Here is a 24,843-nt window from a genome sequence, read left to right on the forward strand (position 1 = left end):
TCCCCTGGTGGCTAGGATACTTGCGGTTCGACACGATTTACTTGCATATCACGTCATTTTCATCTTTCGACAAAACAAAAAAGCACCGCTGATTTCTCAACAGTGCTTAATTTTTGCCCGGCAACGTCCTACTCTAACAGGGGGAAGCCCCCAACTACCATCGGCGCTGAAGAGCTTAACTTCCGTGTTCGGTATGGGAACGGGGGTGACCTCTTCGCTATTGCCACCAGCCATCTATCGATTTGTGATCACCGGCGATTTTCTTCGTCAGCTTCACTCCTCCTCTTCCTCATATACGGTAAAGTACACTCCGGAGAGTCGTCGTTTTGCTTCCTCGAATCTCTTGTCGCTGACAAATGGTTTGTTTTTGAGGCATATTCCCTCAAAACTAGATAACTTCATCCAAACTTACTGATTTAATTAAGGATAAGCCCTCGACCGATTAGTATCTGTCAGCTCCACGTGTCACTACGCTTCCACACCAGACCTATCAACCTCATCATCTCTAAGGGGGCTTACTCACTTGACGTGATGGGAAATCTCATCTTGAGGGGGGCTTCATGCTTAGATGCTTTCAGCACTTATCCCGTCCACACGTAGCTACCCAGCTATGCCCCTGGCGGAACAACTGGTACACCAGCGGTGTGTCCATCCCGGTCCTCTCGTACTAAGGACAGCTCCTCTCAAGTTTCCTGCGCCCGCGACGGATAGGGACCGAACTGTCTCACGACGTTCTGAACCCAGCTCGCGTACCGCTTTAATGGGCGAACAGCCCAACCCTTGGGACCTACTTCAGCCGCAGGATGCGATGAGCCGACATCGAGGTGCCAAACCTCCCCGTCGATGTGGACTCTTGGAGACGATAAGCCTGTTATCCCCGGGGTAGCTTTTATCCGTTGAGCGATGGCCCTTCCATGCGGAACCACCGGATCACTAAGCCCGACTTTCGTCCCTGCTCGACTTGTAGGTCTCGCAGTCAAGCTCCCTTGTGCCTTTACACTCTGCGAATGATTTCCAACCATTCTGAGGGAACCTTTGGGCGCCTCCGTTACGATTTAGGAGGCGATCGCCCCAGTCAAACTGCCCACCTGACACTGTCTCCGAACCGGATCACGGTTCCAGGTTAGAATTTCAATACAGTCAGGGGAGTATCCCACCGACGCCTCCATCGAAGCTGGCGCTCCGACTTCTCAGGCTCCGACCTATCCTGTACAAACTGTACCAAAATCCAATATCAAGCTGCAGTAAAGCTCCATGGGGTCTTTCCGTCCTGTCGCGGGTAATCTGCATCTTCACAGGTACTATAATTTCACCGGGTCTCTCGTTGAGACAGTATCCAAATCGTTACACCTTTCGTGCGGGTCGGAACGTACCCGACAAGGAAGTTCGCTACCTTGGGACCGTTATAGTTACGGCCGCCGTTTACTGGGGCTTCAATTCAGAGCTTCTCCCCTAAGGGATAACCCCTCCTCTTAACCTTCCAGCACCGGGCAGGTGTCAGCCCCTATACCTCTCCTTGCGGCTTCGCAGAGACCTGTGTTTTTGCTAAACAGTCGCTTGGATCTATTCACTGCGGCTCTCTCGGGCGATAAACCCTACCAGAGCACCCCTTCTCCCGCAGTTACGGGGTCATTTTGCCGAGTTCCTTAACGAGAGTTCTCCCGATCATCTTAGGATTCTCTCCTCGCCTACCTGTGTCGGTTAGCGGTACGGGCACCTCTTTCCTCACTAGAGGCTTTTCTTGGCAGTGTAGGATCAGGGACTTCGGTACTGTAATTTCCCTCGCCGTCACAGCTCAGCCTTCACGATTGCGGGATTTGCCTCACAATCAGCCTAACTGCTTAGACGCGCATTTCCATTCGCGCGCTCTCCCTACCTTCCTGCGTCCCCCCGTCGTTCAAACGGAAAGGAGGCGGTACAGGAATTTCAACCTGTTGGCCATCGCCTACGCCTTTCGGCCTCGGCTTAGGTCCCGACTAACCCTGAGCGGACGAGCCTTCCTCAGGCAACCTTAGGCTTTCGATGGACAAGATTCTCACTTGTCTTTCGCTACTCATACCGGCATTCTCACTTCAAAGCGCTCCACCAGTCCTTCCGGTCTGACTTCACCGCACTTCGAACGCTCCCCTACCACTGTACCTGATGGTACAATCCATAGCTTCGGTGATACGTTTAGCCCCGGTACATTTTCGGCGCAGAGTCACTCGACCAGTGAGCTATTACGCACTCTTTAAATGGTGGCTGCTTCTAAGCCAACATCCTGGTTGTCTCGGCAACTCCACATCCTTTCCCACTTAACGTATACTTTGGGACCTTAGCTGATGGTCTGGGCTGTTTCCCTCTTGACTACGGATCTTATCACTCGCAGTCTGACTCCCGCGGATAAGTCTCTGGCATACGGAGTTTGACTGAATTCGGTAACCCTGTGGGGGCCCCTAGTCTAATCAGTGCTCTACCTCCAGGACTCTAGCCGCGAGGCTAGCCCTAAAGCTATTTCGGGGAGAACCAGCTATCTCCGTGTTCGATTGGCATTTCACCCCTACCCACGCCTCATCCCCGCACTTTTCAACGTGCGTGGGTTCGGGCCTCCATTCAGTGTTACCTGAACTTCACCCTGGACATGGGTAGATCACACGGTTTCGGGTCTACGACAACGTACTATGGCGCCCTATTCAGACTCGCTTTCGCTGCGGCTCCGCCTTCTCGGCTTAACCTTGCACGTTATCGTAACTCGCCGGTTCATTCTACAAAGGGCACGCTGTCACCCGTTAATGGGCTCCAACTACTTGTAGGCACACGGTTTCAGGATCTCTTTCACTCCCTTTCCGGGGTGCTTTTCACCTTTCCCTCTCGGTACTGGTTCACTATCGGTCACTAGGGAGTATTTAGCCTTGGGAGATGGTCCTCCCGGATTCCGACGGGGTTTCACGTGTCCCGCCGTACTCAGGATCCACTCAGGAGGGAACGAAGTTTCAACTACAGGGCTGTTACCTTCTTTGGCCGGCCTTTCCAGACCGCTTCATCTACCCCGTTCCTTTGTAACTCCATGTAGAGTGTCCTACAACCCCAGAGGGCAAGCCCTCTGGTTTGGGCTGTTTCCGTTTCGCTCGCCGCTACTCAGGAAATCGCACTTGCTTTCTCTTCCTCCGGGTACTTAGATGTTTCAGTTCCCCGGGTCTGCCTTCTCATATCCTATGTATTCAGATATGGATACCATCCCATTACGGATGGTGGGTTCCCCCATTCGGAAATCCCCGGATCAACGCTTACTTACAGCTCCCCGAGGCATATCGGTGTTCGTCCCGTCCTTCTTCGGCTCCTAGTGCCAAGGCATCCACCGTGCGCCCTTTCTAGCTTAACCTTTAAACACGATCGTAAGATCGTAAAAAAATCACTAAATCAGCGCACAACTAATGAATTAGTTGGCTTGTTTGGATGTTTCGTTATCTAGTTTTCAAGGAACATGGCCACATCAAATGTGTAACCTTTATGAATTGAAAGAAACGATGTTCTTTCAAAACCAAACAAAAGCTCAGAGTAAGATTCATGAGGCACCTGAGTGCTCATGTCTCCATAGAAAGGAGGTGATCCAGCCGCACCTTCCGATACGGCTACCTTGTTACGACTTCACCCCAATCATCTGTCCCACCTTCGGCGGCTGGCTCCAAAAGGTTACCCCACCGACTTCGGGTGTTACAAACTCTCGTGGTGTGACGGGCGGTGTGTACAAGGCCCGGGAACGTATTCACCGCGGCATGCTGATCCGCGATTACTAGCAATTCCGGCTTCATGTAGGCGAGTTGCAGCCTACAATCCGAACTGAGAGTGGCTTTTTGGGATTGGCTCGGCCTCGCGGCTTCGCAACCCTTTGTACCACCCATTGTAGCACGTGTGTAGCCCAGGTCATAAGGGGCATGATGATTTGACGTCATCCCCACCTTCCTCCGGTTTGTCACCGGCAGTCACCTTAGAGTGCCCAACTGAATGCTGGCAACTAAGGTCAAGGGTTGCGCTCGTTGCGGGACTTAACCCAACATCTCACGACACGAGCTGACGACAACCATGCACCACCTGTCACTCTGTCCCCCGAAGGGGAAAGCTTGATCTCTCAAGTGGTCAGAGGATGTCAAGACCTGGTAAGGTTCTTCGCGTTGCTTCGAATTAAACCACATGCTCCACTGCTTGTGCGGGCCCCCGTCAATTCCTTTGAGTTTCAGCCTTGCGGCCGTACTCCCCAGGCGGAGTGCTTAATGTGTTAACGTCAGCACTGAGGGTGGAACCCCCCAACACCTAGCACTCATCGTTTACGGCGTGGACTACCAGGGTATCTAATCCTGTTTGCTCCCCACGCTTTCGCGCCTCAGCGTCAGTTACAGGCCAAAAAGCCGCCTTCGCCACTGGTGTTCCTCCACATCTCTACGCATTTCACCGCTACACGTGGAATTCCACTTTTCTCTCCTGCACTCAAGTCTCCCAGTTTCCAATGACCCTCCACGGTTGAGCCGTGGGCTTTCACATCAGACTTAAGAAACCGCCTGCGCGCGCTTTACGCCCAATAATTCCGGATAACGCTTGCCACCTACGTATTACCGCGGCTGCTGGCACGTAGTTAGCCGTGGCTTTCTGGTCAGGTACCGTCAAGGTACCGGCAGTTACTCCGGTACTTGTTCTTCTCTGACAACAGAGCTTTACGACCCGAAGGCCTTCATCGCTCACGCGGCGTTGCTCGGTCAGACTTTCGTCCATTGCCGAAGATTCCCTACTGCTGCCTCCCGTAGGAGTCTGGGCCGTGTCTCAGTCCCAGTGTGGCCGATCACCCTCTCAGGTCGGCTACGCATCGTCGCCTTGGTGAGCCGTTACCTCACCAACTAGCTAATGCGCCGCGGGCCCATCTGTAAGCGTCAGCCGAAACCGACTTTCAAAAAAGAAGCAGGCGCTTCTCGTTATCATCCGGTATTAGCTCCGGTTTCCCGGAGTTATCCCCGTCTTACAGGCAGGTTACCCACGTGTTACTCACCCGTCCGCCGCTAAATCAGAGGAGCAAGCTCCTCGTCATTCGCTCGACTTGCATGTATTAGGCACGCCGCCAGCGTTCATCCTGAGCCAGGATCAAACTCTCCAATAAAGTGTTTGATATAGCTCTTAATGTTTAAAAATAAGAAATTGATGGGATTGTAAAATCCCTGACTTACTCTGGCTTTTGTTTGGTTTTCAAAGAACATCAATGCTGCTTTAAAAACAGCAACTTTTATATTATACCGACTAAAAAAGAAAATGTCAACAGCATTTTCTAATGGTGGAGCCTAGCGGGATCGAACCGCTGACCTCCTGCGTGCAAGGCAGGCGCTCTCCCAGCTGAGCTAAGGCCCCAAAGTGAAGATGGTCGGGAAGACAGGATTTGAACCTGCGACCCCCTGGTCCCAAACCAGGTGCTCTACCAAGCTGAGCCACTTCCCGTTATGGCGCGCCCTGAGAGATTCGAACTCCCGACCTTTTGATTCGTAGTCAAACACTCTATCCAGCTGAGCTAAGGGCGCATAAAAAAACATTCTATTGGTGCCGAGGGCCGGACTCGAACCGGCACGGTAGTCACCTACCGCAGGATTTTAAGTCCTGTGTGTCTGCCAATTCCACCACCCCGGCAGGCAGAAAAAAATGGAGCGGAAGACGGGATTCGAACCCGCGACCCCAACCTTGGCAAGGTTGTATTCTACCACTGAACTACTTCCGCATCCGTATGGTGCGGGTGAAGGGACTCGAACCCCCACGTCATAAGACACTAGATCCTAAGTCTAGCGCGTCTGCCAATTCCGCCACACCCGCAATATACAATTATAAAACTGGTGAGCCATGAAGGACTCGAACCTTCGACCCTCTGATTAAAAGTCAGATGCTCTACCAACTGAGCTAATGGCTCTCTTTAAGTGGTGCCGGCTAGAGGACTTGAACCCCCAACCTACTGATTACAAGTCAGTTGCTCTACCAATTGAGCTAAACCGGCGAAATAATGGTGGAGGATGACGGGTTCGAACCGCCGACCCCCTGCTTGTAAGGCAGGTGCTCTCCCAGCTGAGCTAATCCTCCATTATGTATGCCCGGCAACGTCCTACTCTAACAGGGGGAAGCCCCCAACTACCATCGGCGCTGAAGAGCTTAACTTCCGTGTTCGGTATGGGAACGGGTGTGACCTCTTCGCTATTGCCACCAGACATCTATCGATTTGTGATCAACGGCGATTTTCTTCGTCAGCTTCACTCCTCCTCTTCCTCATGTACGGTAAAGTACACTCCGGAGAGTCGTCGTTTTGCTTCCTCGAATCTCTTGTCGCTGACAAATCTTTTGTTTTTGAGGCATATTCCCTCAAAACTAGATAACTTCATCCAAACTTACTGATTTAATTAAGGATAAGCCCTCGACCGATTAGTATCTGTCAGCTCCACGTGTCACCACGCTTCCACACCAGACCTATCAACCTCATCATCTCTAAGGGGTCTTACTCACTTGACGTGATGGGAAATCTCATCTTGAGGGGGGCTTCATGCTTAGATGCTTTCAGCACTTATCCCGTCCACACGTAGCTACCCAGCTATGCCCCTGGCGGAACAACTGGTACACCAGCGGTGTGTCCATCCCGGTCCTCTCGTACTAAGGACAGCTCCTCTCAAATTTCCTGCGCCCGCGACGGATAGGGACCGAACTGTCTCACGACGTTCTGAACCCAGCTCGCGTACCGCTTTAATGGGCGAACAGCCCAACCCTTGGGACCTACTTCAGCCCCAGGATGCGATGAGCCGACATCGAGGTGCCAAACCTCCCCGTCGATGTGGACTCTTGGGGGAGATAAGCCTGTTATCCCCAGGGTAGCTTTTATCCGTTGAGCGATGGCCCTTCCATGCGGAACCACCGGATCACTAAGCCCGACTTTCGTCCCTGCTCGACTTGTAGGTCTCGCAGTCAAGCTCCCTTGTGCCTTTACACTCTGCGAATGATTTCCAACCATTCTGAGGGAACCTTTGGGCGCCTCCGTTACGATTTAGGAGGCGACCGCCCCAGTCAAACTGCCCACCTGACACTGTCTCCGAACCGGATCACGGTTCCAGGTTAGAATTTCAATACAGTCAGGGTAGTATCCCACCGACGCCTCCATCGAAGCTGGCGCTCCGACTTCTCAGGCTCCTACCTATCCTGTACAAACTGTACCAAAATCCAATATCAAGCTGCAGTAAAGCTCCATGGGGTCTTTCCGTCCTGTCGCGGGTAACCTGCATCTTCACAGGTACTATAATTTCACCGGGTCTCTCGTTGAGACAGTATCCAAATCGTTACACCTTTCGTGCGGGTCGGAACTTACCCGACAAGGAATTTCGCTACCTTAGGACCGTTATAGTTACGGCCGCCGTTTACTGGGGCTTCAATTCAGAGCTTCTCCCCTAAGGGATAACCCCTCCTCTTAACCTTCCAGCACCGGGCAGGTGTCAGCCCCTATACTTCGCCTTGCGGCTTCGCAGAGACCTGTGTTTTTGCTAAACAGTCGCTTGGATCTATTCACTGCGGCTCTCTCGGGCGATAAACCCTACCAGAGCACCCCTTCTCCCGAAGTTACGGGGTCATTTTGCCGAGTTCCTTAACGAGAGTTCTCCCGATCATCTTAGGATTCTCTCCTCGCCTACCTGTGTCGGTTTGCGGTACGGGCACCTCTTTCCTCACTAGAGGCTTTTCTTGGCAGTGTAGGATCAGGGACTTCGGTACTGTAATTTCCCTCGCCGTCACAGCTCAGCCTTCACGATTGCGGGATTTGCCTCACAATCAGCCTAACTGCTTAGACGCGCATTTCCATTCGCGCGCTCTCCCTACCTTCCTGCGTCCCCCCGTCGTTCAAACGGAAAGGAGGTGGTACAGGAATTTCAACCTGTTGGCCATCGCCTACGCCTTTCGGCCTCGGCTTAGGTCCCGACTAACCCTGAGCGGACGAGCCTTCCTCAGGAAACCTTAGGCTTTCGATGGACAAGATTCTCACTTGTCTTTCGCTACTCATACCGGCATTCTCACTTCAAAGCGCTCCACCAGTCCTTCCGGTCTGACTTCACCGCACTTCGAACGCTCCCCTACCACTGTACCTGATGGTACAATCCATAGCTTCGGTGATACGTTTAGCCCCGGTACATTTTCGGCGCAGAGTCACTCGACCAGTGAGCTATTACGCACTCTTTAAATGGTGGCTGCTTCTAAGCCAACATCCTGGTTGTCTGGGCAACTCCACATCCTTTCCCACTTAACGTATACTTTGGGACCTTAGCTGATGGTCTGGGCTGTTTCCCTCTTGACTACGGATCTTATCACTCGCAGTCTGACTCCCGCGGATAAGTCTCTGGCATTCGGAGTTTGACTGAATTCGGTAACCCTGTGGGGGCCCCTAGTCCAATCAGTGCTCTACCTCCAGGACTCTAGCCGCGAGGCTAGCCCTAAAGCTATTTCGGGGAGAACCAGCTATCTCCGTGTTCGATTGGCATTTCACCCCTACCCACACCTCATCCCCGCACTTTTCAACGTGCGTGGGTTCGGGCCTCCATTCAGTGTTACCTGAACTTCACCCTGGACATGGGTAGATCACACGGTTTCGGGTCTACGACAACGTACTATGGCGCCCTATTCAGACTCGCTTTCGCTGCGGCTCCGCCTTCTCGGCTTAACCTTGCACGTTATCGTAACTCGCCGGTTCATTCTACAAAAGGCACGCTGTCACCCGTTAATGGGCTCCAACTACTTGTAGGCACACGGTTTCAGGATCTCTTTCACTCCCCTTCCGGGGTGCTTTTCACCTTTCCCTCACGGTACTGGTTCACTATCGGTCACTAGGGAGTATTTAGCCTTGGGAGATGGTCCTCCCGGATTCCGACGGGGTTTCACGTGTCCCGCCGTACTCAGGATCCACTCAGGAGGGAACGAAGTTTCAACTACAGGGCTGTTACCTTCTTTGGCCGGCCTTTCCAGACCGCTTCATCTACCCCGTTCCTTTGTAACTCCATGTAGAGTGTCCTACAACCCCAGAGGGCAAGCCCTCTGGTTTGGGCTGTTTCCGTTTCGCTCGCCGCTACTCAGGAAATCGCATTTGCTTTCTCTTCCTCCGGGTACTTAGATGTTTCAGTTCCCCGGGTCTGCCTTCTCATATCCTATGTATTCAGATATGGATACCATCCCATTACGGATGGTGGGTTCCCCCATTCGGAAATCCCCGGATCAACGCTTACTTACAGCTCCCCGAGGCATATCGGTGTTCGTCCCGTCCTTCTTCGGCTCCTAGTGCCAAGGCATCCACCGTGCGCCCTTTCTAGCTTAACCTTTAAACACGATCGTAAGATCGTAAAAAAATCACTAAATCAGCGCACAACTAATGAATTAGTTGGCTTGTTTGGATGTTTCGTTATCTAGTTTTCAAGGAACATGGCCACATCAAATGTGTAACCTTTATGAATTGAAAGAAACGATGTTCTTTCAAAACCAAACAAAAGCTCAGAGTAAGATTCATGAGGCACCTGAGTGCTCATGTCTCCATAGAAAGGAGGTGATCCAGCCGCACCTTCCGATACGGCTACCTTGTTACGACTTCACCCCAATCATCTGTCCCACCTTCGGCGGCTGGCTCCAAAAGGTTACCCCACCGACTTCGGGTGTTACAAACTCTCGTGGTGTGACGGGCGGTGTGTACAAGGCCCGGGAACGTATTCACCGCGGCATGCTGATCCGCGATTACTAGCAATTCCGGCTTCATGTAGGCGAGTTGCAGCCTACAATCCGAACTGAGAGTGGCTTTTTGGGATTGGCTCGGCCTCGCGGCTTCGCAACCCTTTGTACCACCCATTGTAGCACGTGTGTAGCCCAGGTCATAAGGGGCATGATGATTTGACGTCATCCCCACCTTCCTCCGGTTTGTCACCGGCAGTCACCTTAGAGTGCCCAACTGAATGCTGGCAACTAAGGTCAAGGGTTGCGCTCGTTGCGGGACTTAACCCAACATCTCACGACACGAGCTGACGACAACCATGCACCACCTGTCACTCTGTCCCCCGAAGGGGAAAGCTTGATCTCTCAAGTGGTCAGAGGATGTCAAGACCTGGTAAGGTTCTTCGCGTTGCTTCGAATTAAACCACATGCTCCACTGCTTGTGCGGGCCCCCGTCAATTCCTTTGAGTTTCAGCCTTGCGGCCGTACTCCCCAGGCGGAGTGCTTAATGTGTTAACGTCAGCACTGAGGGTGGAACCCCCCAACACCTAGCACTCATCGTTTACGGCGTGGACTACCAGGGTATCTAATCCTGTTTGCTCCCCACGCTTTCGCGCCTCAGCGTCAGTTACAGGCCAAAAAGCCGCCTTCGCCACTGGTGTTCCTCCACATCTCTACGCATTTCACCGCTACACGTGGAATTCCACTTTTCTCTCCTGCACTCAAGTCTCCCAGTTTCCAATGACCCTCCACGGTTGAGCCGTGGGCTTTCACATCAGACTTAAGAAACCGCCTGCGCGCGCTTTACGCCCAATAATTCCGGATAACGCTTGCCACCTACGTATTACCGCGGCTGCTGGCACGTAGTTAGCCGTGGCTTTCTGGTCAGGTACCGTCAAGGTACCGGCAGTTACTCCGGTACTTGTTCTTCTCTGACAACAGAGCTTTACGACCCGAAGGCCTTCATCGCTCACGCGGCGTTGCTCGGTCAGACTTTCGTCCATTGCCGAAGATTCCCTACTGCTGCCTCCCGTAGGAGTCTGGGCCGTGTCTCAGTCCCAGTGTGGCCGATCACCCTCTCAGGTCGGCTACGCATCGTCGCCTTGGTGAGCCGTTACCTCACCAACTAGCTAATGCGCCGCGGGCCCATCTGTAAGCGTCAGCCGAAACCGACTTTCAAAAAAGAAGCAGGCGCTTCTCGTTATCATCCGGTATTAGCTCCGGTTTCCCGGAGTTATCCCCGTCTTACAGGCAGGTTACCCACGTGTTACTCACCCGTCCGCCGCTAAATCAGAGGAGCAAGCTCCTCGTCATTCGCTCGACTTGCATGTATTAGGCACGCCGCCAGCGTTCATCCTGAGCCAGGATCAAACTCTCCAATAAAGTGTTTGATATAGCTCTTAATGTTTAAAAATAAGAAATTGATGGGATTGTAAAATCCCTGACTTACTCTGGCTTTTGTTTGGTTTTCAAAGAACATTTTGCCGAACAACTTCATTGTTAAAGCCGCTCGCCGTCGCTCATTGGCGACTTTATTATCATATCATGTCGTTCTAGGCTTGTCAACAATCTTTTTTAAAAGTTTTTTAAATCATTTTGTTGATGCTTTTTAGTAAAACGCCTCAGCGACGAATACTAATATACCACCTATTTAATTCACTTGCAATACCTTTTTAGAAAAAAGTTTGATTTTCTTTATAAATAAAGAAAAACAGCCCGCAAGTCCTTGCAGGCTGTTCTGATCCCGTCGTGTTTTTACTTTTCACTATGGCGCATTTGCGGGAATAACAGTACATCACGGATGGATGGTGAATCGGTCAAAAGCATGATTAGACGGTCGATCCCGATCCCGAGACCCCCGGTAGGAGGCATACCATACTCAAGTGCTTCTACAAAATCTTCATCCATCATATGGGCTTCGTCATTTCCTGCCGCCCGCTCTTGGAGCTGTGCCTCAAAACGTTCTCTTTGATCGATTGGATCATTCAGCTCAGAGAAGGCATTAGCATGCTCACGGCCAACGATAAACAGTTCAAATCGGTCAGTGAACCGCTCATCCTGAGGGTTTTTCTTGGCAAGCGGCGAGATTTCTACAGGATGTCCGTAGACAAAGGTAGGCTGAATCAACGTTTCTTCAACAAAGTGTTCAAAGAACTCGTTGACAATGTGCCCGTAGGACATATTTTCTGTTACAGGAACCTTGTGCTCTTTTGCAAGAGCAAGAGCTTCTTCCCTGCTCATCTGAGGCCAGAAATCGACGCCTGTCGCTTCTTTAACCGCATCAACCATATGGATTCTTTTCCAGCGTGGTTCAAGGTTTACTTCATGCTCGCCGTATTTTACGGTTGTGCTTCCGTGAACATCCTTTGCAATGTGTGCGATCAGATTTTCTGTAAGCTCCATGATGTCGTGATAATCCGCATACGCTTCATATAGCTCGATCATTGTAAATTCAGGGTTATGGCGTGTAGATACACCCTCATTGCGGAATACACGGCCAATTTCATAAACCTTTTCCAGGCCACCCACAATGAGCCGCTTCAAGTGAAGCTCAATAGCAATACGCATATAAAGTTCCATATCAAGCGCGTTGTGGTGGGTAATGAACGGACGTGCCGAAGCTCCGCCCGGGATTGAGTGCATGGTTGGAGTCTCCACTTCCAAATAGCCATGGTCATCCAGGTAGCGTCTCATGGAACGAATAATCTTACTTCGGGCAATAAAGGTATCCTTTACTTCAGGATTCATGATCAAGTCAACGTAACGCTGTCGGTATCGCTGCTCGACGTCCTTCAGGCCATGGAATTTGTCAGGAAGCGGACGAAGCGACTTTGTAAGAAGCTGAAAATCTTTTGCTTTTACGGAAAGCTCGCCTACTTTGGTTTTAAAAACAGTACCTGTAATCCCGACAATGTCCCCGATATCAATGGTATTGAACAGTTCATACTGTTCTTCCCCAACCGCATCGGTTCTTACGTAGATTTGGATTTGTCCTGTAAGGTCCTGAACGTGAGCAAAACCTGCTTTTCCTTTTCCGCGCTTGGTCATGATGCGTCCGGCGATTGTCACTTCAATACTTTTCTCATCCAATTCTTCTTTTGAGAGCTCCTGGTACTGCTCGAGTATGTCCTTGGCACTATGCGTACGGACATACTTTGTACCAAATGGATCTTTACCGCTTTCGCGGAGGTTGTTCATTTTTTCTCTGCGTACCCGCAGCAAATCATTTAATTCTATATCCTGGCTCATGGAATTCTCCTATCTTTTGCAGTTTTGTATATTAATGATTTCATATGATATTTGTCCCCCGGGAAGGGAGATATAGATTTTTGAGTTCAGCGGTTTGCCAAGAACAGCCTTGGCTACCGGAGAATCGGAGGCAATCTTGAATTCCCTCGGATCAGCCTCAAAAGGATGTACTATTGTATAGGTCATTTCGTCCTGAAATTCGAGTTCAAGCAATGTAATAGTGGAACCGACTTCAGCGGTATGGCCGGGCTCTTTCTGGTTTGAAAGAATTCGGGCATGAAGAAGCACATGCTCGAGCTGTTTGATTCTCTTATCCAAAAATTGTCCTTTTTCCTCCACTGTGCAGGCTTCCTTTTCGTCGATCAAGCTTTTCAGCTCATGTTTAAGCCTCCTGGTGCCTTCATTCGTAAGCAAAACCGTTTCTTGGGTCATTTGCTTCTCCTCCATATCATTAATAAATAATATCTTGTGAAAACACCAGGGAGCAGGATTTAGATAATATAAGTGCAACAAAAGCCAGAAATAGTTCTGGCTGGTGTTATTTCCTATCAGGGTTGAATGATCAGCTTACTTTGTCAGCCGGTTTTGCTTCTACTTCTTCAATATAATCATAAAGAAGCTTGCGCATTTCTTCCCTTGTTGTTTTTATATTCACTTCGTTACGGACAGAGCCGGTTTTTGGAAGTCCTTTAAGATACCATGCAGTATGCTTGCGCATTTCGCGAACCGCCACATACTCCCCTTTAAGGTCAATCAGGCGGTCCATGTGCAGCATGCAGATGTCGATTTTTTCTCTTGGCGTCGGCTCTTGAGGAATCTCTCCTGTTTCCAGGAACTTGATGGTACGGTACAGCATCCATGGATTACCGAGTGCTCCGCGGCCGATCATCACGCCGTCCACGCCGTACGCTTCAAGCGCATGCTTTGCATCATGCGGTGTAGCAATATCTCCGTTTCCGATGACCGGAATGGAAACATTGTCTTTTACTTGTTTAATGATATCCCAGTTTGCTCTTCCTTCATACATCTGAACACGGGTGCGTCCGTGAACTGCTACTGCGGCACCGCCGGCACGCTCGACCGCCTGGGCATTCTCGACGGCAAAAATGTGGTCCTCATCCCAGCCGACACGCATTTTAACGGTGACCGGTTTTTGTACCGCATCAACAGTGGCTGCCACCATCTCATAGATTTTATCCGGATCCAGCAGCCATCTTGCTCCGGCATCACACTTTGTAATCTTAGGAACAGGGCATCCCATATTAATATCTATAATATCGGCATTTGTGTTCTTGTCTACATACTTTGCCGCAGCAACAAGCGATTCCCGCTCCCCTCCAAAAATCTGAAGGCTTAGCGGTTTTTCCCGCTCATCGACATAGAGCATCTTCAGCGATTTTTCGTTTTCTAGCAGAATTCCTTTGTCGCTGACCATTTCGGCACAAACAAGTCCCGCACCAAAATCCTTTGCGATCAGACGGAAAGCCGGATTGCATACACCTGCCATTGGAGCAAGCACCACCGGGTTTTTCATCTTAATTCCGCCGATTTCTAACACGTATATCACCTCACCTTATCTTCGAACATAGTGTTGCGTTAATTCATCTATAGAAACCTGAAAGATTGTAGCAATCTTTGTGATCAGTTCTTCCTTCGGCTTCCTGTTTCCGCGCTCGATTTCTCCAAGTATGGAAACGGAAATGCCCAATTCCCTCGCAAGGCCCTCCTGTGTAAAGCCTTTTAACTTTCGAAAGGCCCGGATTCTTCTGCCCCACTTTTCTTCTTCCATCTGTGTACACCTTCTTTATTCTGCAGCTGTTTGAAGAGAACCCCGAGTGGCACTTTTTCTGTACCGGGGAATGTGAGATCTGGAGCAATCTCAAGCAACGGAATCAGTACAAAAGCACGTTCCAGCATGCGTGGATGCGGAATGTGCAGTGTGTCTGAATGTATACGTTCACTATTATACAACAAAATGTCAAGGTCTATTGTTCTGGGCCCCCATCTGATTTCCCTGATTCTTTCCAGTCTGTTTTCAATTTTCTGGGTTATGCTCAACAGCTCTTCTGCAGAAAGGCACGTTTGCAGCTGAACCGCCACATTCAGGAAAGGGGGCTGATCGGTATAGCCCACAGGATCTGTCTCATACAGGGACGAAACAACGCTGACTTCGATGTCCGGATGGTTCTCCAGTTCTTGTACCGCCTGACGAATGTATTCCTCCCGGTTGCCAAGATTGGAACCGAGTGAAAGATAGACGGTGTTCTTCATGCTCTGCCCCTCGTTATTTCAATAGCAACCGAATCATAATGGCCTGGAATAGGAGGGTCGGGTTTGACTACTTTTACGGTGCATTGCTGAACGAGCGGATAACTGGAAAGAAGGGTGGTCGCAATGCTTTCAGTCACGGTTTCCACGAGCTTTTTCGGTTCGCCTTCCACGATCTCCTTCACCGTTGCATAAACCTCACCATAGTTGACCGTGTGCTCCAGATCATCGGTTGTTCCGGCAGATTGAAGATCCATCTCCAGGATCAGATCCACCCTGAACCGCTGCCCGAGCTTATTCTCTTCCGGAAAAACACCGTGATACCCATAAAACGAAAGACCCTTCATATATATTTTATCCAAGTGGACTCATTCCTTTTCCAAGCATGGCATCCATCATCTTGGCCATGCGGCTCATTTCTTTAACATCATGAACCCGGACGATGGAACAGCCCCGCTCAATTCCGAGACAGACCGTGGCGCCTGTCCCTTCCATACGCTCATTGACAGGAAGGTCGAGCGCATTGCCGATCATGGACTTCCTCGACGTGGCGAGAAGGACCGGATACCCCATATCCACAATCTGATTTAGATTGCGCATCGTCTCCAAGTTTTGTTCATAGGTTTTGGCAAAACCGATTCCCGGGTCCAAAATGATATTCTCCGGGTTGACGCCTTCTTTCATACAGATAGCAATACTCTTATTTAAGTCAGCGATGATGTCGGGCATCAGCTCATCGTAATCGCGGTCAGGCCGGTTATGCATCAGGATGATCGGAACATTGAGGCGGGCCGCGGTTACAGCCATCTTGTCATCCGCCTTCGCTCCCCACACATCGTTGATAATGTGGGCCCCCGCCAGAATCGCTTTCTCCGCCACCTCCGCTTTATAGGTGTCAATGGATAAAGGAACCTGAACTGAACGGGAGACCGCTTCAATCACGGGAATGACACGGCGCAATTCTTCTTGTGCCCCTATCTTTTCACCGCCAGGTCGGGTTGATTCTCCGCCGATATCAATGATATCTGCCCCTTCAGCCACCATTTGCCGGGCGTGTTGTATGGCTGTTTCGATCGAGTTAAATTTTCCTCCGTCGGAAAATGAGTCAGGAGTCACATTCAAAATCCCCATCACATGCGTCTTTTTTGACAGATCAAGTGTATACGGGCCGCAGGAAATGAGATGGTTAAAACTCTTTGTTGTGATTGCTTGTCCCATTATAGGCTCCCCCTTTATGCTAATTCATCAATACTCCATAAATCCTTGCTGCATGAATGGTATAAAAACAATAGCGAATGCAACACCTTTCCCTCGGCACCCGGAAAATCTTTTCCTTCAAATCTTTTAACCGGCACCATTTCCTGAATGGAGTTGGTGAGAAAAATTTCATCGGCAGCAAGCAAATCCTGTGGTGTGTAGAATCCTTCTTCTGCATCCATATCAAGCTTGGCAGCCGCAGCCATAATAAACTGCCGCGTAATGCCGTTCAATATGCCGGTGCCGAGCGAAGGAGTGTACAACCTTCCATCCTTTACCCAGAATACATTGGAGACCGTTCCCTCACTGGCAAAACCGTCCTCTGTTAAAAAAAGCCCTTCCTGTTCAACAGGCTCCTTCAGTTCCCTTTTTCCAAGAATGCTGTTCAGATAGTGATGGGATTTCAGGCGGATTCTGCCTTCCGGTGTATTTCTTCGCGTCTGCAGAACCACCAGCTCTTTTTCGTTAAATGGTCCTTGTTCAGGAAGCGGTTTTCCGTAAATGATAATGGTTGGTTTTGTGTAAGGCTCTGTTTGAAGACCAATTTCGCCGATTCCCGCCGAAATATTAAATCGTATATAGGCATTCTTCCATTTATTGCGCCTCATTAATCGCTTGGTCTCCATCCAGGCTGCCGAGCTGTCCAGCTCATGCTTGATGTTAAGCTCGACGAGTGCCTGCCGGAGACGATTCATGTGGTCTTCCCACAAAAACGGATGTCCATTATAGACCCGGACGGTTTCAAAGGCTCCAAGCCCATACATGTATCCGTGGTCAAACGGAGAGATTGATGCTTCATTTTTACTTACAAGTTTTCCATCTATTAAGAGGTACATACCTTGTTCCCTTTATTTTTGTATTGATCGATAAAATTACGGAGCAGCTGCTTGCCCGCTCCTGTCATTATGGATTCGGGATGAAACTGTACGCCTTCCACAGGCAGCGTTTTATGCCTGATGGCCATGATTTCATCGTCAGCCGTCCATGCCGAAATGTCAAAACAGTCAGGAAGCGTTTCTTTTTTTACGGTAAGAGAGTGATATCTTGTTGCTGTAAACCCATTCTCCACACCGCTGAAAATCGTATTGTCATCATGAAGGATCGCAGATGTTTTACCATGCATCAAACGCTCCGAGCGAATCACGTCTCCTCCGAACACCTGTGCAATGGACTGATGGCCAAGACAAACACCGAATATAGGAATTTTTCCTGAAAACCGCTTGATGACATCCATGCTGACACCTGCTTCATTCGGCGAGCAAGGGCCAGGCGAAATCATCAGGTAATCCGGTTTAAGTGCTTCAATCTCTTCAAGTGTAATTTCATCGTTTCTCTTGACGACCAATTCTTCTCCAAGTTCTCCCAAATATTGCACCAAGTTGTACGTGAATGAATCATAATTATCGATCATTAAAATCATTTCTCATCTTCCTCCTCTAAGCTCTGCTAAACTAATTCACAACTTTTTTCTTCGCTTAATTCCTTTGCCCGCCATAGCGCAGCGGCTTTTTTCAAGGACTCTTTATATTCCGCTTTTGGATCGGAGTCAATAACAATGCCGGCTCCAGCCTGGACATGTGCCATACCGTCCTTGCAGACCATCGTCCGGATCGCGATGTTCAATTCTGCATCTCCATCAAACCCAATCCATCCGATAGAGCCAGTATATACCCCTCGCCGCACAGGCTCAAGTTCTTCAATAATTTCCATCGTTCTGATTTTTGGGGCACCGGTAATTGTCCCCCCCGGAAAGGTTGCTGCAATGAGATCAAACGCGTCACATTCCTTGCGCAGTCTCCCTTTTACATTGGAAACAATATGCATGACATGCGAGTACTTTTCAATGGTCATGAACTCATCCACTTCAACACTTCCATATTCGCTTACTTTCCCAAGGTCGTTTCGTTCCAGATCGACGAGCATTACATGTTCCGCGCATTCTTTTTCATTTTCGATCAATGTCATCGCAAGCCTGCGGTCCTCTTCTTCTGTTTTGCCTCTTGAGCGGGTTCCTGCAATTGGGCGGGTGCTGATCTCATCTCCCCTTTTTTTGACCAGAAGTTCCGGTGAACCACTAACGAGCTGAAAGTCCGGTGTGTGAAGATACCCCATGTAAGGAGAGGGATTGAAACGGCGAAGCTCTTCATAAATTTGAAAAGGCTGCGACATTAGCGGCTTGGACTGACGAACAGAAAGATTAACCTGAAACACATCTCCGGCAGCAATATATTCCTTTACCGTTTTTACAGCTTCCACAAAACAATCCTCAGACATTGATACGGATTCCTGAAGGAACGGAAAATGAACTTTTTCCAACGCTGTTCTTTGCTCTTGCTGGTGCGGCGCACTCCATAGCTGCACATATTGCATCAATTTGCGTTCCGCGCTGCTTCGGTCCTTTTCCGCGAAATGAACCATAATAAAAAGCTGTTCCTTTTCATGGTCATAAACAAACACATCGTCAAATACGAGAAGCGAAACATCGGGCAGGTTCAGATCATCCTCCGCCTGTTCCGGAAGCTTTTCGATTTCACGCGCAACATCATAACTGAAATATCCGATGGCGCCTCCTTTAAAATCCGGAAGGCCGGGAACAGCTGCAGTATGAAACGAGGATAGCCATTCTTTTATGATAGGGAGCATATTGCCTTTCTTTGTGATAGTTTTCCCTTTATACATAATGCTCACCTTGTTGTTTTTCCCTGAAATAAAAGCCACTGGCGACAGACCCGCGATGCTGTATCTTCCGCTCCGCCCGCTTTCGAGAAACACATGGTGTGGTTCTTCTGCCGAAAGAGCTTTATACCGTCTAAACCACTCATTTTTCGGCATGGCCAGCGTCTCAAAAATAACGTGCCGATCTGACTTGTTTTGGTTAGGCACACCCTTCACTCTCCTGATCATTCTTATGGATACTATTGTAACTGATGATGTCATGAAAGTGGTGATAAAAATCCTGCAATTTTATGGAAACCAAACAGGAAATTGTTCATAAAAAAAAAACCGACAATATGTCGGCTTTCAAGTGATTTACTCCGCTTCGTCAAATTGGTACAAAGGTGTGCTCAGATAACGTTCGCCGTTACTCGGAATAATAGCGAGCACTTTCTTACCCTTGCCAAGCTTTTTCGCCACTTTAAGTGCAGCTGCAATCGCTGCACCTGAAGAAATACCTCCGAGGATTCCTTCTTCCCGGGCAGCACGGCGTGCATATTCAAACGCTTCATCATTGGTAATTTGTAGAACTTCATCATACACGGATGTATTTAGCGTATCCGGTACAAATCCGGCACCGATACCCTGAATCTTATGAGGCCCCGGCTTTCCGCCTGAAAGGACAGGTGAATCTGTTGGTTCCACTGCATAAACCTTGATATCAGGGAAAGATTCTTTTAAGACTTCACCGGCACCCGTAATCGTTCCGCCAGTTCCAATCCCTGAAATGAACCCGTCAAGACCATCCGGGAATTGAGCAATAATCTCTCTACCTGTTGTCTTGCGGTGGATTTCCGGATTCGCCTGGTTTTTAAACTGCTGAGTCAAAAAGTATCCATTTTCCTGGGATAATGCCTCTGCCTTACGGATGGCTCCTCCCATTCCTTCAGCTCCCGGAGTTAAAACAAGCTCAGCTCCAAAAGCGCGAAGAAGGTTTCTGCGTTCCATACTCATTGTATCCGGCATAACAATTACCGATTTATACCCTTTGGCTGCCGCCACCATGGCAAGACCGATTCCCGTATTGCCGCTCGTTGGTTCAATCAATGTATCGCCAGGCTTTAATGCGCCTTCTTCTTCCGCTTTTTCAATCATGGCGAGAGCAATTCGGTCCTTTACACTGCTTCCCGGATTCATGAATTCAAGCTTCAGATAAATGTCTGCAGCATCTTCACCTGCCAAATGGTTCAGTTTGACAACGGGTGTTTCTCCGATTAGTTCTGTAATTGAATTTGCTATTCTTGCCAACTTAATCACGCTCCTAAATAATCCCGAGTATTTTTATTGGATTAAGTTTACCAATAATACGAATCGTCTGTCAATTATTCTGCCCATCTTTAGACCTGCAAATTTCAAACTATTTGCTTTCGGTATAGAGCTCCTCAAGATCTTCAGCAGAGAACAAATACGTCTCATTGCAAAATTGGCAGTGAGCTTCTGCCTGGCCGTCTTCTTCAATCATTGCCCTGATTTCCTCTTTACCTAATGATATGAGCGCATTGGCAATGCGGTCACGCGAACAAGTACATTGAAACGACACCGGCATCTTTTCAAGCAGCTTCACATTTTCTTCTCCAAGCAGTTCAAAAAGAATTTCTTCCGGGGTAAGCCCCTTTTCCACCAGCTTTGAGATCGGGGGAATGGCTGATATCCGCTCTTCCAAAAGGTCGATGATCGTATCTGAAGCATTCGGCATCACCTGTATCACAAATCCGCCAGCTGCCAGAATGCTGTTGTCCGGATTAACCAGCACACCCACTCCTACAGAGGAAGGCACCTGTTCGGATGCAACAAAATAGTACGTGAAGTCATCCCCGATTTCACCGGAAACCAGAGGCACCTGCCCTGTAAAGTTATCACGCAGTCCCAAATCCTTAACAACGGAAAGAAAGCCATCTTTCCCTACCGCACGGGCAACATCCAGTTTGCCATGCTGGTTCAAATCAAAGTGGACCTGAGGGTTTGTAACATACCCCCTTGATTGCCCACTTGGATAAGCATCCACAATGATCGCTCCGATGGGGCCTCCCCCTTCTATCTTTACCGTAATTTTGTGCTTGTCGCTCTTCAGCATGGAGGCCATCATAGTGCTTGCCATCATCGTACGGCCAAGTGCCGCAGACGCGGTCGGCCATGTTTGGTGCCTGCGCTGAGCTTCACCGACCATTTCTGTTCCTCTCATTGCGTAGGCACGAATTTGCCCGTCAAAAGCCAGAGCTTTGATTAAATAATCCTGCATTTTTATCACCTGTCCTTATCTTTTCGCTCAGAAGTTTTGCTATTACGTTCTGCGGTTTTTTGTATATATGAGTTGAAGCCCTTTTAATGTCAAATAGGGGTCTACAATATCGATTTGCTGGCATTCCTCGGCAATCAGACCGGCCATTCCTCCGGTAGCCACGACCTTTGGATTGCTTTTTTCCTGAGCTTTTATTCTTTTAACAATTCCCTCAACCTGTCCAACATATCCAAATATAAGTCCCGACTGCATGGCACTGACTGTATTTTTCCCAATAATATTATCCGGCTTGGCGAATTCAATTCTAGGAAGCTTGGCCGCATTTTTATACAAACCCTCTGTAGCAACATTGATGCCCGGGGCAATTGCGCCGCCCATGTATTCCTTTCGCTCATTGATGTAGCAATACGTGGTGGCGGTGCCGAAATCCACGACAACAAGCGGTGACCCGTAATAATGGATCGCCGCCACCGCATTGACAATCCTGTCGGCTCCCACTTCCCTGGGGTTTTCGTATTTAATGTTCAGCCCTGTCTTGATGCCAGGACCGATAACAAGCGGCTTTTTATGAAAAAACTTGATGCACATCCGCTCCAGCGTTGCCATAATATGCGGCACTACTGAAGAAAGAATAATGCCTTCCACCGCTTCCGGTTGAATTTCAGCGTGGTGAAAAAGGCTTAGAATCAGCATGCCGTATTCATCCTCGGTTTTTTCCCGGGAGGTGCTGATCCGCCAATGATGCTTCAATTCATTTGCTTCATACAAGCCCAGCACGATATTCGTATTTCCTACATCAAAACACAAGATCATGGAAAATCCCCGCTAACTTTCAAAAAGGATGCCTCTGCGATGAGAGACATCCTTTTTGTGATTTTAATCTTCTTTGTGTTCTTCTTCTTCCTTCTTGTGGATGGTAACTTTCACATCATTTTCTGGAGAAGAGATCACTTTTCGCTCAGGTAGCTTACCGGTTTTTACAAGCTCCTTGATTTGCTCCTCGTCAAGTGTTTCTACGTTGAGTAGCGTTTGAGCAATGATTTCGAGCTTTTCGTTATGCTCTGTAAGAATTTGCTTACAACGCTCATAAGAGTCCTTGATAATGTTCTGGATTTCCATATCAATCTCATGGGCGATCGCATCACTGTAGTTTTGCTCGTTGTTAAAGTCGCGGCCAAGGAATACCTGTCCGCCGGAGCTGGAACCAAACTGCATTGGCCCCAATCGGTCACTCATACCGAATTCGGTTACCATGCGGCGGGCAATGCCTGTCGCACGCTGGAAGTCGTTATGAGCACCAGTGCTGACTTCATTAAATGTGATTTCCTCTGCTACACGTCCGCCAAGGAGACCAACAATCTTATCAAGCAGCTCAGGTTTTGTCATAAAGTAGCGGTCCTCTTTCGGAAGCATAACGGTGTATCCGCCCGCCTGGCCGCGAGGAACTACAGTTACTTTATGAACGGTGTCTGCGCCTTCAAGCACAAGGCCGATAACGGTATGTCCCGCTTCGTGGTAGGCCACAATATTCTTTTCTTTTTGAGAAATAACACGGCTTTTCTTTGCAGGACCTGCGATAACGCGATCAATCGCCTCATCCACATCGTCCATATTGATTTTCTTTTTATTCTGCCTTGCCGCGACAAGTGCCGCTTCATTTAGCAGGTTCTCGAGATCCGCACCTGAAAAACCAGGTGTGCGCATCGCGATGGTTTTCAGGTTCACTTCTTCACTTAGAGGCTTGTTCCGGGCATGTACACCAAGCACCTCTTCGCGTCCCTTTACATCTGGGCGGTTAACCGTAATCTGGCGGTCAAAACGTCCCGGACGAAGAAGGGCAGGGTCCAGAATATCCGGACGGTTGGTTGCGGCGATGATAATGATACCTTCATTGGCACCGAATCCATCCATCTCAACAAGCAACTGGTTAAGCGTTTGTTCGCGTTCATCATGTCCGCCGCCAAGTCCAGCACCACGCTGGCGTCCTACTGCATCGATCTCATCAATGAAGATAATACAAGGGGCATTCTTTTTGGCGTTTTCAAACAAGTCACGTACACGGGATGCACCGACCCCGACAAACATTTCAACAAAATCAGAACCTGAAATGGAGAAGAAAGGAACGCCTGCTTCCCCTGCAACTGCACGGGCAAGCAATGTTTTACCTGTTCCCGGAGGTCCCACAAGGAGAACCCCTTTAGGAATACGTGCGCCAAGAGCGGCGAATTTGCGCGGATCTTTCAGGAACTCAACTACCTCAACAAGTTCCTGTTTCTCCTCATCCGCTCCGGCAACGTCTTTGAACGTTACCTTTTTCTTTTCTTCATTGTACAGTTTCGCTTTGCTTTTACCGAAGTTCATTACACGGCTGCCGCCGCCCTGAGCCTGGTTGAGCAGGAAGAAAAACAGGATGAAGATGATGACAAACGGGATAATGGATGTGAAGAATGTTACCCACCCGCTTGTTTGTTCTTCTGGTTTGAAATCAATTTTCGCTTTGTTCGTAAGCGCAGTAAGCTGCTTCATGGATTCATCTGAATCCGGGGTATAGGTTTCAAAAACCTCTCCCTGCTTGTAGTTGTCCAGCTTACCCCTGACGACGAAAACGCCGCCTTCAGGCTGGTATTCAATGCTTTCCACACGTCCATCCTGAATGTACTGCGTTAACTGGTCATAACGAATTTTCTTTACTTCATTGTTGGTTCCGTTAAAAAAGCTGACGACACCAACTACAACTAAAAAGATCAACAAATAGAATATGGTGTTCCGGAAGATCCGATTCATTCCTTACCTCCTCAACGACAATGAGACGATCCATTACATTTATTATTGCATGTTAAATAAAACACAGAATTACTTTTCATATACTTCAGGTTTTAATACCCCGATATATGGCAGGTTGCGGTAGCGCTCGATGTAATCCAGCCCGTAACCGACTACAAAGGCATCAGGTACGATAAATCCGGTCAGATCCGGTTTAATGTCCACTTTTCTGCCCGTCGGCTTATCCAGCAAGGTCACAATCTTCACCGAATTGGCATTGCGGTGTTTAAAGAGCTGGACAAGATAGCTCAGCGTAAGGCCGCTGTCTATAATATCTTCGACAATGATGACATCGCGTCCTTCAAGGGATGTATCAAGGTCCTTAATAATTTTGACCTCTCCTGAAGAAACGGTTGATGCCCCATAGCTGGATACCGCCATGAGATCAATTTCAAGATGAATATCCATCCGTTTGATCAGATCGGCCATAAAAGGCAGGGCACCCTTTAACACTCCGACTACAAGCGGAAACCGGTCCTGATAATCCTCAGATAACTGCTTTCCGAGATCCTTAATCTTTTCCTGAAGCGCTTCCTCGGAAATTAATACTTCTTTAATTTCATCATGCATGC

15 protein-coding genes, 9 tRNA genes and 6 rRNA genes are annotated in these 24,843 nt (G+C 49.0%); all 30 read right to left on the reverse strand.

Annotation, left to right across the window (positions count from 1 at the left end; all coding sequences use genetic code 11):
* Nucleotides 1-115: 115 nt before the first annotated feature.
* The 30 genes from rrf (DMO16_RS15755) to hpt all read right to left on the reverse strand — a co-directional run bounded on the left by rrf (DMO16_RS15755) (nt 116) and on the right by hpt (nt 24,841).
* A 5S ribosomal RNA gene (rrf, locus tag DMO16_RS15755) occupies nt 116-231 on the reverse strand.
* A gap of 191 nt (nt 232-422) precedes the next feature.
* Nucleotides 423-3,361, reverse strand: a 23S ribosomal RNA gene (locus tag DMO16_RS15760).
* A gap of 216 nt (nt 3,362-3,577) precedes the next feature.
* Nucleotides 3,578-5,125 (reverse strand): 16S ribosomal RNA (locus DMO16_RS15765).
* Nucleotides 5,126-5,294: 169 nt separating this feature from the next.
* Nucleotides 5,295-5,370, reverse strand: a tRNA-Ala gene (locus tag DMO16_RS15770).
* Nucleotides 5,371-5,380: 10 nt separating this feature from the next.
* Nucleotides 5,381-5,457 (reverse strand) — tRNA-Pro (locus DMO16_RS15775).
* A gap of 3 nt (nt 5,458-5,460) precedes the next feature.
* A tRNA-Arg gene (locus DMO16_RS15780) sits at nt 5,461-5,537 on the reverse strand.
* A gap of 17 nt (nt 5,538-5,554) precedes the next feature.
* Nucleotides 5,555-5,643, reverse strand: a tRNA-Leu gene (locus DMO16_RS15785).
* Between the two features lie 13 nt (nt 5,644-5,656).
* Nucleotides 5,657-5,731 (reverse strand) — tRNA-Gly (locus tag DMO16_RS15790).
* Between the two features lie 7 nt (nt 5,732-5,738).
* Nucleotides 5,739-5,823: transfer RNA gene (locus tag DMO16_RS15795), tRNA-Leu, on the reverse strand.
* A gap of 18 nt (nt 5,824-5,841) precedes the next feature.
* A tRNA-Lys gene (locus tag DMO16_RS15800) sits at nt 5,842-5,917 on the reverse strand.
* A gap of 8 nt (nt 5,918-5,925) precedes the next feature.
* A tRNA-Thr gene (locus tag DMO16_RS15805) sits at nt 5,926-6,001 on the reverse strand.
* 7 nt (nt 6,002-6,008) lie between these two features.
* Nucleotides 6,009-6,084, reverse strand: a tRNA-Val gene (locus DMO16_RS15810).
* A gap of 9 nt (nt 6,085-6,093) precedes the next feature.
* A 5S ribosomal RNA gene (gene rrf, locus DMO16_RS15815) occupies nt 6,094-6,209 on the reverse strand.
* Between the two features lie 191 nt (nt 6,210-6,400).
* Nucleotides 6,401-9,339: ribosomal RNA gene (locus tag DMO16_RS15820) — 23S ribosomal RNA — on the reverse strand.
* Between the two features lie 216 nt (nt 9,340-9,555).
* Nucleotides 9,556-11,103 (reverse strand): 16S ribosomal RNA (locus DMO16_RS15825).
* Together the 16S, 23S and 5S rRNA genes with 9 tRNA genes alongside form the textbook arrangement of a ribosomal RNA operon.
* Before the next feature lie 372 nt (nt 11,104-11,475).
* The gene (gene lysS, locus DMO16_RS15830) at nt 11,476-12,969 is read right to left on the reverse strand and encodes a lysine--tRNA ligase (protein ID WP_129478547.1); all 1,494 of its coding nucleotides are present in this window, start codon (nt 12,967-12,969) and stop codon (nt 11,476-11,478) included.
* Between the two features lie 9 nt (nt 12,970-12,978).
* A complete protein-coding gene (locus DMO16_RS15835) occupies nt 12,979-13,401 on the reverse strand; it encodes a GreA/GreB family elongation factor (RefSeq protein WP_061975902.1) in 423 nt (140 codons plus the stop codon).
* A gap of 130 nt (nt 13,402-13,531) precedes the next feature.
* A complete protein-coding gene (dusB, locus tag DMO16_RS15840) occupies nt 13,532-14,527 on the reverse strand; it encodes a tRNA dihydrouridine synthase DusB (RefSeq protein ID WP_061975904.1) in 996 nt (331 codons plus the stop codon).
* 15 nt (nt 14,528-14,542) lie between these two features.
* A complete protein-coding gene (locus DMO16_RS15845) occupies nt 14,543-14,758 on the reverse strand; it encodes a helix-turn-helix domain-containing protein (protein ID WP_129478549.1) in 216 nt (71 codons plus the stop codon).
* Entirely contained in the window at nt 14,710-15,240 is a 531-nt protein-coding gene (folK, locus tag DMO16_RS15850) for a 2-amino-4-hydroxy-6-hydroxymethyldihydropteridine diphosphokinase (RefSeq protein WP_129478551.1), read from the reverse strand. The genes DMO16_RS15845 and folK overlap by 49 nt, the downstream gene beginning before the upstream one ends.
* On the reverse strand, nt 15,237-15,599 hold the full coding sequence (gene folB, locus DMO16_RS15855; protein ID WP_129478554.1) for a dihydroneopterin aldolase: 363 nt from the start codon (nt 15,597-15,599) through the stop codon (nt 15,237-15,239). Before folB ends, folK begins: the two co-directional genes overlap by 4 nt.
* Nucleotides 15,592-16,455: a dihydropteroate synthase gene (gene folP, locus DMO16_RS15860; RefSeq protein WP_129478556.1), complete on the reverse strand. Its 864-nt coding sequence runs from the start codon at nt 16,453-16,455 to the stop codon at nt 15,592-15,594. Before folP ends, folB begins: the two co-directional genes overlap by 8 nt.
* A 14-nt stretch (nt 16,456-16,469) precedes the next feature.
* Nucleotides 16,470-17,330, reverse strand: a complete 861-nt coding sequence (gene pabC / locus DMO16_RS15865) for an aminodeoxychorismate lyase (protein WP_129478558.1) — start codon at nt 17,328-17,330, stop codon at nt 16,470-16,472.
* Entirely contained in the window at nt 17,318-17,914 is a 597-nt protein-coding gene (gene pabA / locus DMO16_RS15870) for an aminodeoxychorismate/anthranilate synthase component II (RefSeq protein WP_061975916.1), read from the reverse strand. Before pabA ends, pabC begins: the two co-directional genes overlap by 13 nt.
* Before the next feature lie 26 nt (nt 17,915-17,940).
* Nucleotides 17,941-19,398 (reverse strand): aminodeoxychorismate synthase, component I, encoded by a 1,458-nt coding sequence (pabB, locus tag DMO16_RS15875; RefSeq protein ID WP_129478560.1) that lies wholly within the window; start codon nt 19,396-19,398, stop codon nt 17,941-17,943.
* 126 nt (nt 19,399-19,524) lie between these two features.
* A complete protein-coding gene (gene cysK, locus DMO16_RS15880; protein ID WP_061975918.1) occupies nt 19,525-20,457 on the reverse strand; it encodes a cysteine synthase A in 933 nt (310 codons plus the stop codon).
* Between the two features lie 109 nt (nt 20,458-20,566).
* On the reverse strand, nt 20,567-21,448 hold the full coding sequence (gene hslO, locus DMO16_RS15885; RefSeq protein ID WP_129478562.1) for an Hsp33 family molecular chaperone HslO: 882 nt from the start codon (nt 21,446-21,448) through the stop codon (nt 20,567-20,569).
* A 42-nt stretch (nt 21,449-21,490) separates the two neighbouring features.
* The gene (locus tag DMO16_RS15890) at nt 21,491-22,261 is read right to left on the reverse strand and encodes a type III pantothenate kinase (protein ID WP_129478564.1); all 771 of its coding nucleotides are present in this window, start codon (nt 22,259-22,261) and stop codon (nt 21,491-21,493) included.
* A gap of 63 nt (nt 22,262-22,324) precedes the next feature.
* Nucleotides 22,325-24,232 (reverse strand): ATP-dependent zinc metalloprotease FtsH, encoded by a 1,908-nt coding sequence (gene ftsH, locus DMO16_RS15895; RefSeq protein ID WP_061975925.1) that lies wholly within the window; start codon nt 24,230-24,232, stop codon nt 22,325-22,327.
* 69 nt (nt 24,233-24,301) lie between these two features.
* Entirely contained in the window at nt 24,302-24,841 is a 540-nt protein-coding gene (gene hpt / locus DMO16_RS15900; RefSeq protein WP_061975927.1) for a hypoxanthine phosphoribosyltransferase, read from the reverse strand.
* Between the last annotated feature and the right edge of the window lie 2 nt (nt 24,842-24,843).

It is taken from the genome of Fictibacillus sp. S7 (assembly GCF_004127935.1).
In the GTDB taxonomy this organism is placed as follows: domain Bacteria; phylum Bacillota; class Bacilli; order Bacillales; family Fictibacillaceae; genus Fictibacillus_C; species Fictibacillus_C enclensis.

Bases quoted from the DNA above. Each gene is read 5' to 3' on its own strand.
- folK (WP_129478551.1), bottom strand. From the start codon at position 15,240: ATGAAGAACACCGTCTATCTTTCACTCGGTTCCAATCTTGGCAACCGG.
- lysS (WP_129478547.1), bottom strand. From the start codon at position 12,969: ATGAGCCAGGATATAGAATTAAATGATTTGCTGCGGGTACGCAGAGAA.
- DMO16_RS15835 (WP_061975902.1), bottom strand. From the start codon at position 13,401: ATGACCCAAGAAACGGTTTTGCTTACGAATGAAGGCACCAGGAGGCTT.
- pabC (WP_129478558.1), bottom strand. From the start codon at position 17,330: ATGTACCTCTTAATAGATGGAAAACTTGTAAGTAAAAATGAAGCATCA.
- hpt (WP_061975927.1), bottom strand. From the start codon at position 24,841: ATGCATGATGAAATTAAAGAAGTATTAATTTCCGAGGAAGCGCTTCAG.
- DMO16_RS15845 (WP_129478549.1), bottom strand. From the start codon at position 14,758: ATGGAAGAAGAAAAGTGGGGCAGAAGAATCCGGGCCTTTCGAAAGTTA.
- pabA (WP_061975916.1), bottom strand. From the start codon at position 17,914: ATGATTTTAATGATCGATAATTATGATTCATTCACGTACAACTTGGTG.
- hslO (WP_129478562.1), bottom strand. From the start codon at position 21,448: ATGCAGGATTATTTAATCAAAGCTCTGGCTTTTGACGGGCAAATTCGT.
- DMO16_RS15890 (WP_129478564.1), bottom strand. From the start codon at position 22,261: ATGATCTTGTGTTTTGATGTAGGAAATACGAATATCGTGCTGGGCTTG.
- ftsH (WP_061975925.1), bottom strand. From the start codon at position 24,232: ATGAATCGGATCTTCCGGAACACCATATTCTATTTGTTGATCTTTTTA.
- folP (WP_129478556.1), bottom strand. From the start codon at position 16,455: ATGGGACAAGCAATCACAACAAAGAGTTTTAACCATCTCATTTCCTGC.
- pabB (WP_129478560.1), bottom strand. From the start codon at position 19,398: ATGATCAGGAGAGTGAAGGGTGTGCCTAACCAAAACAAGTCAGATCGG.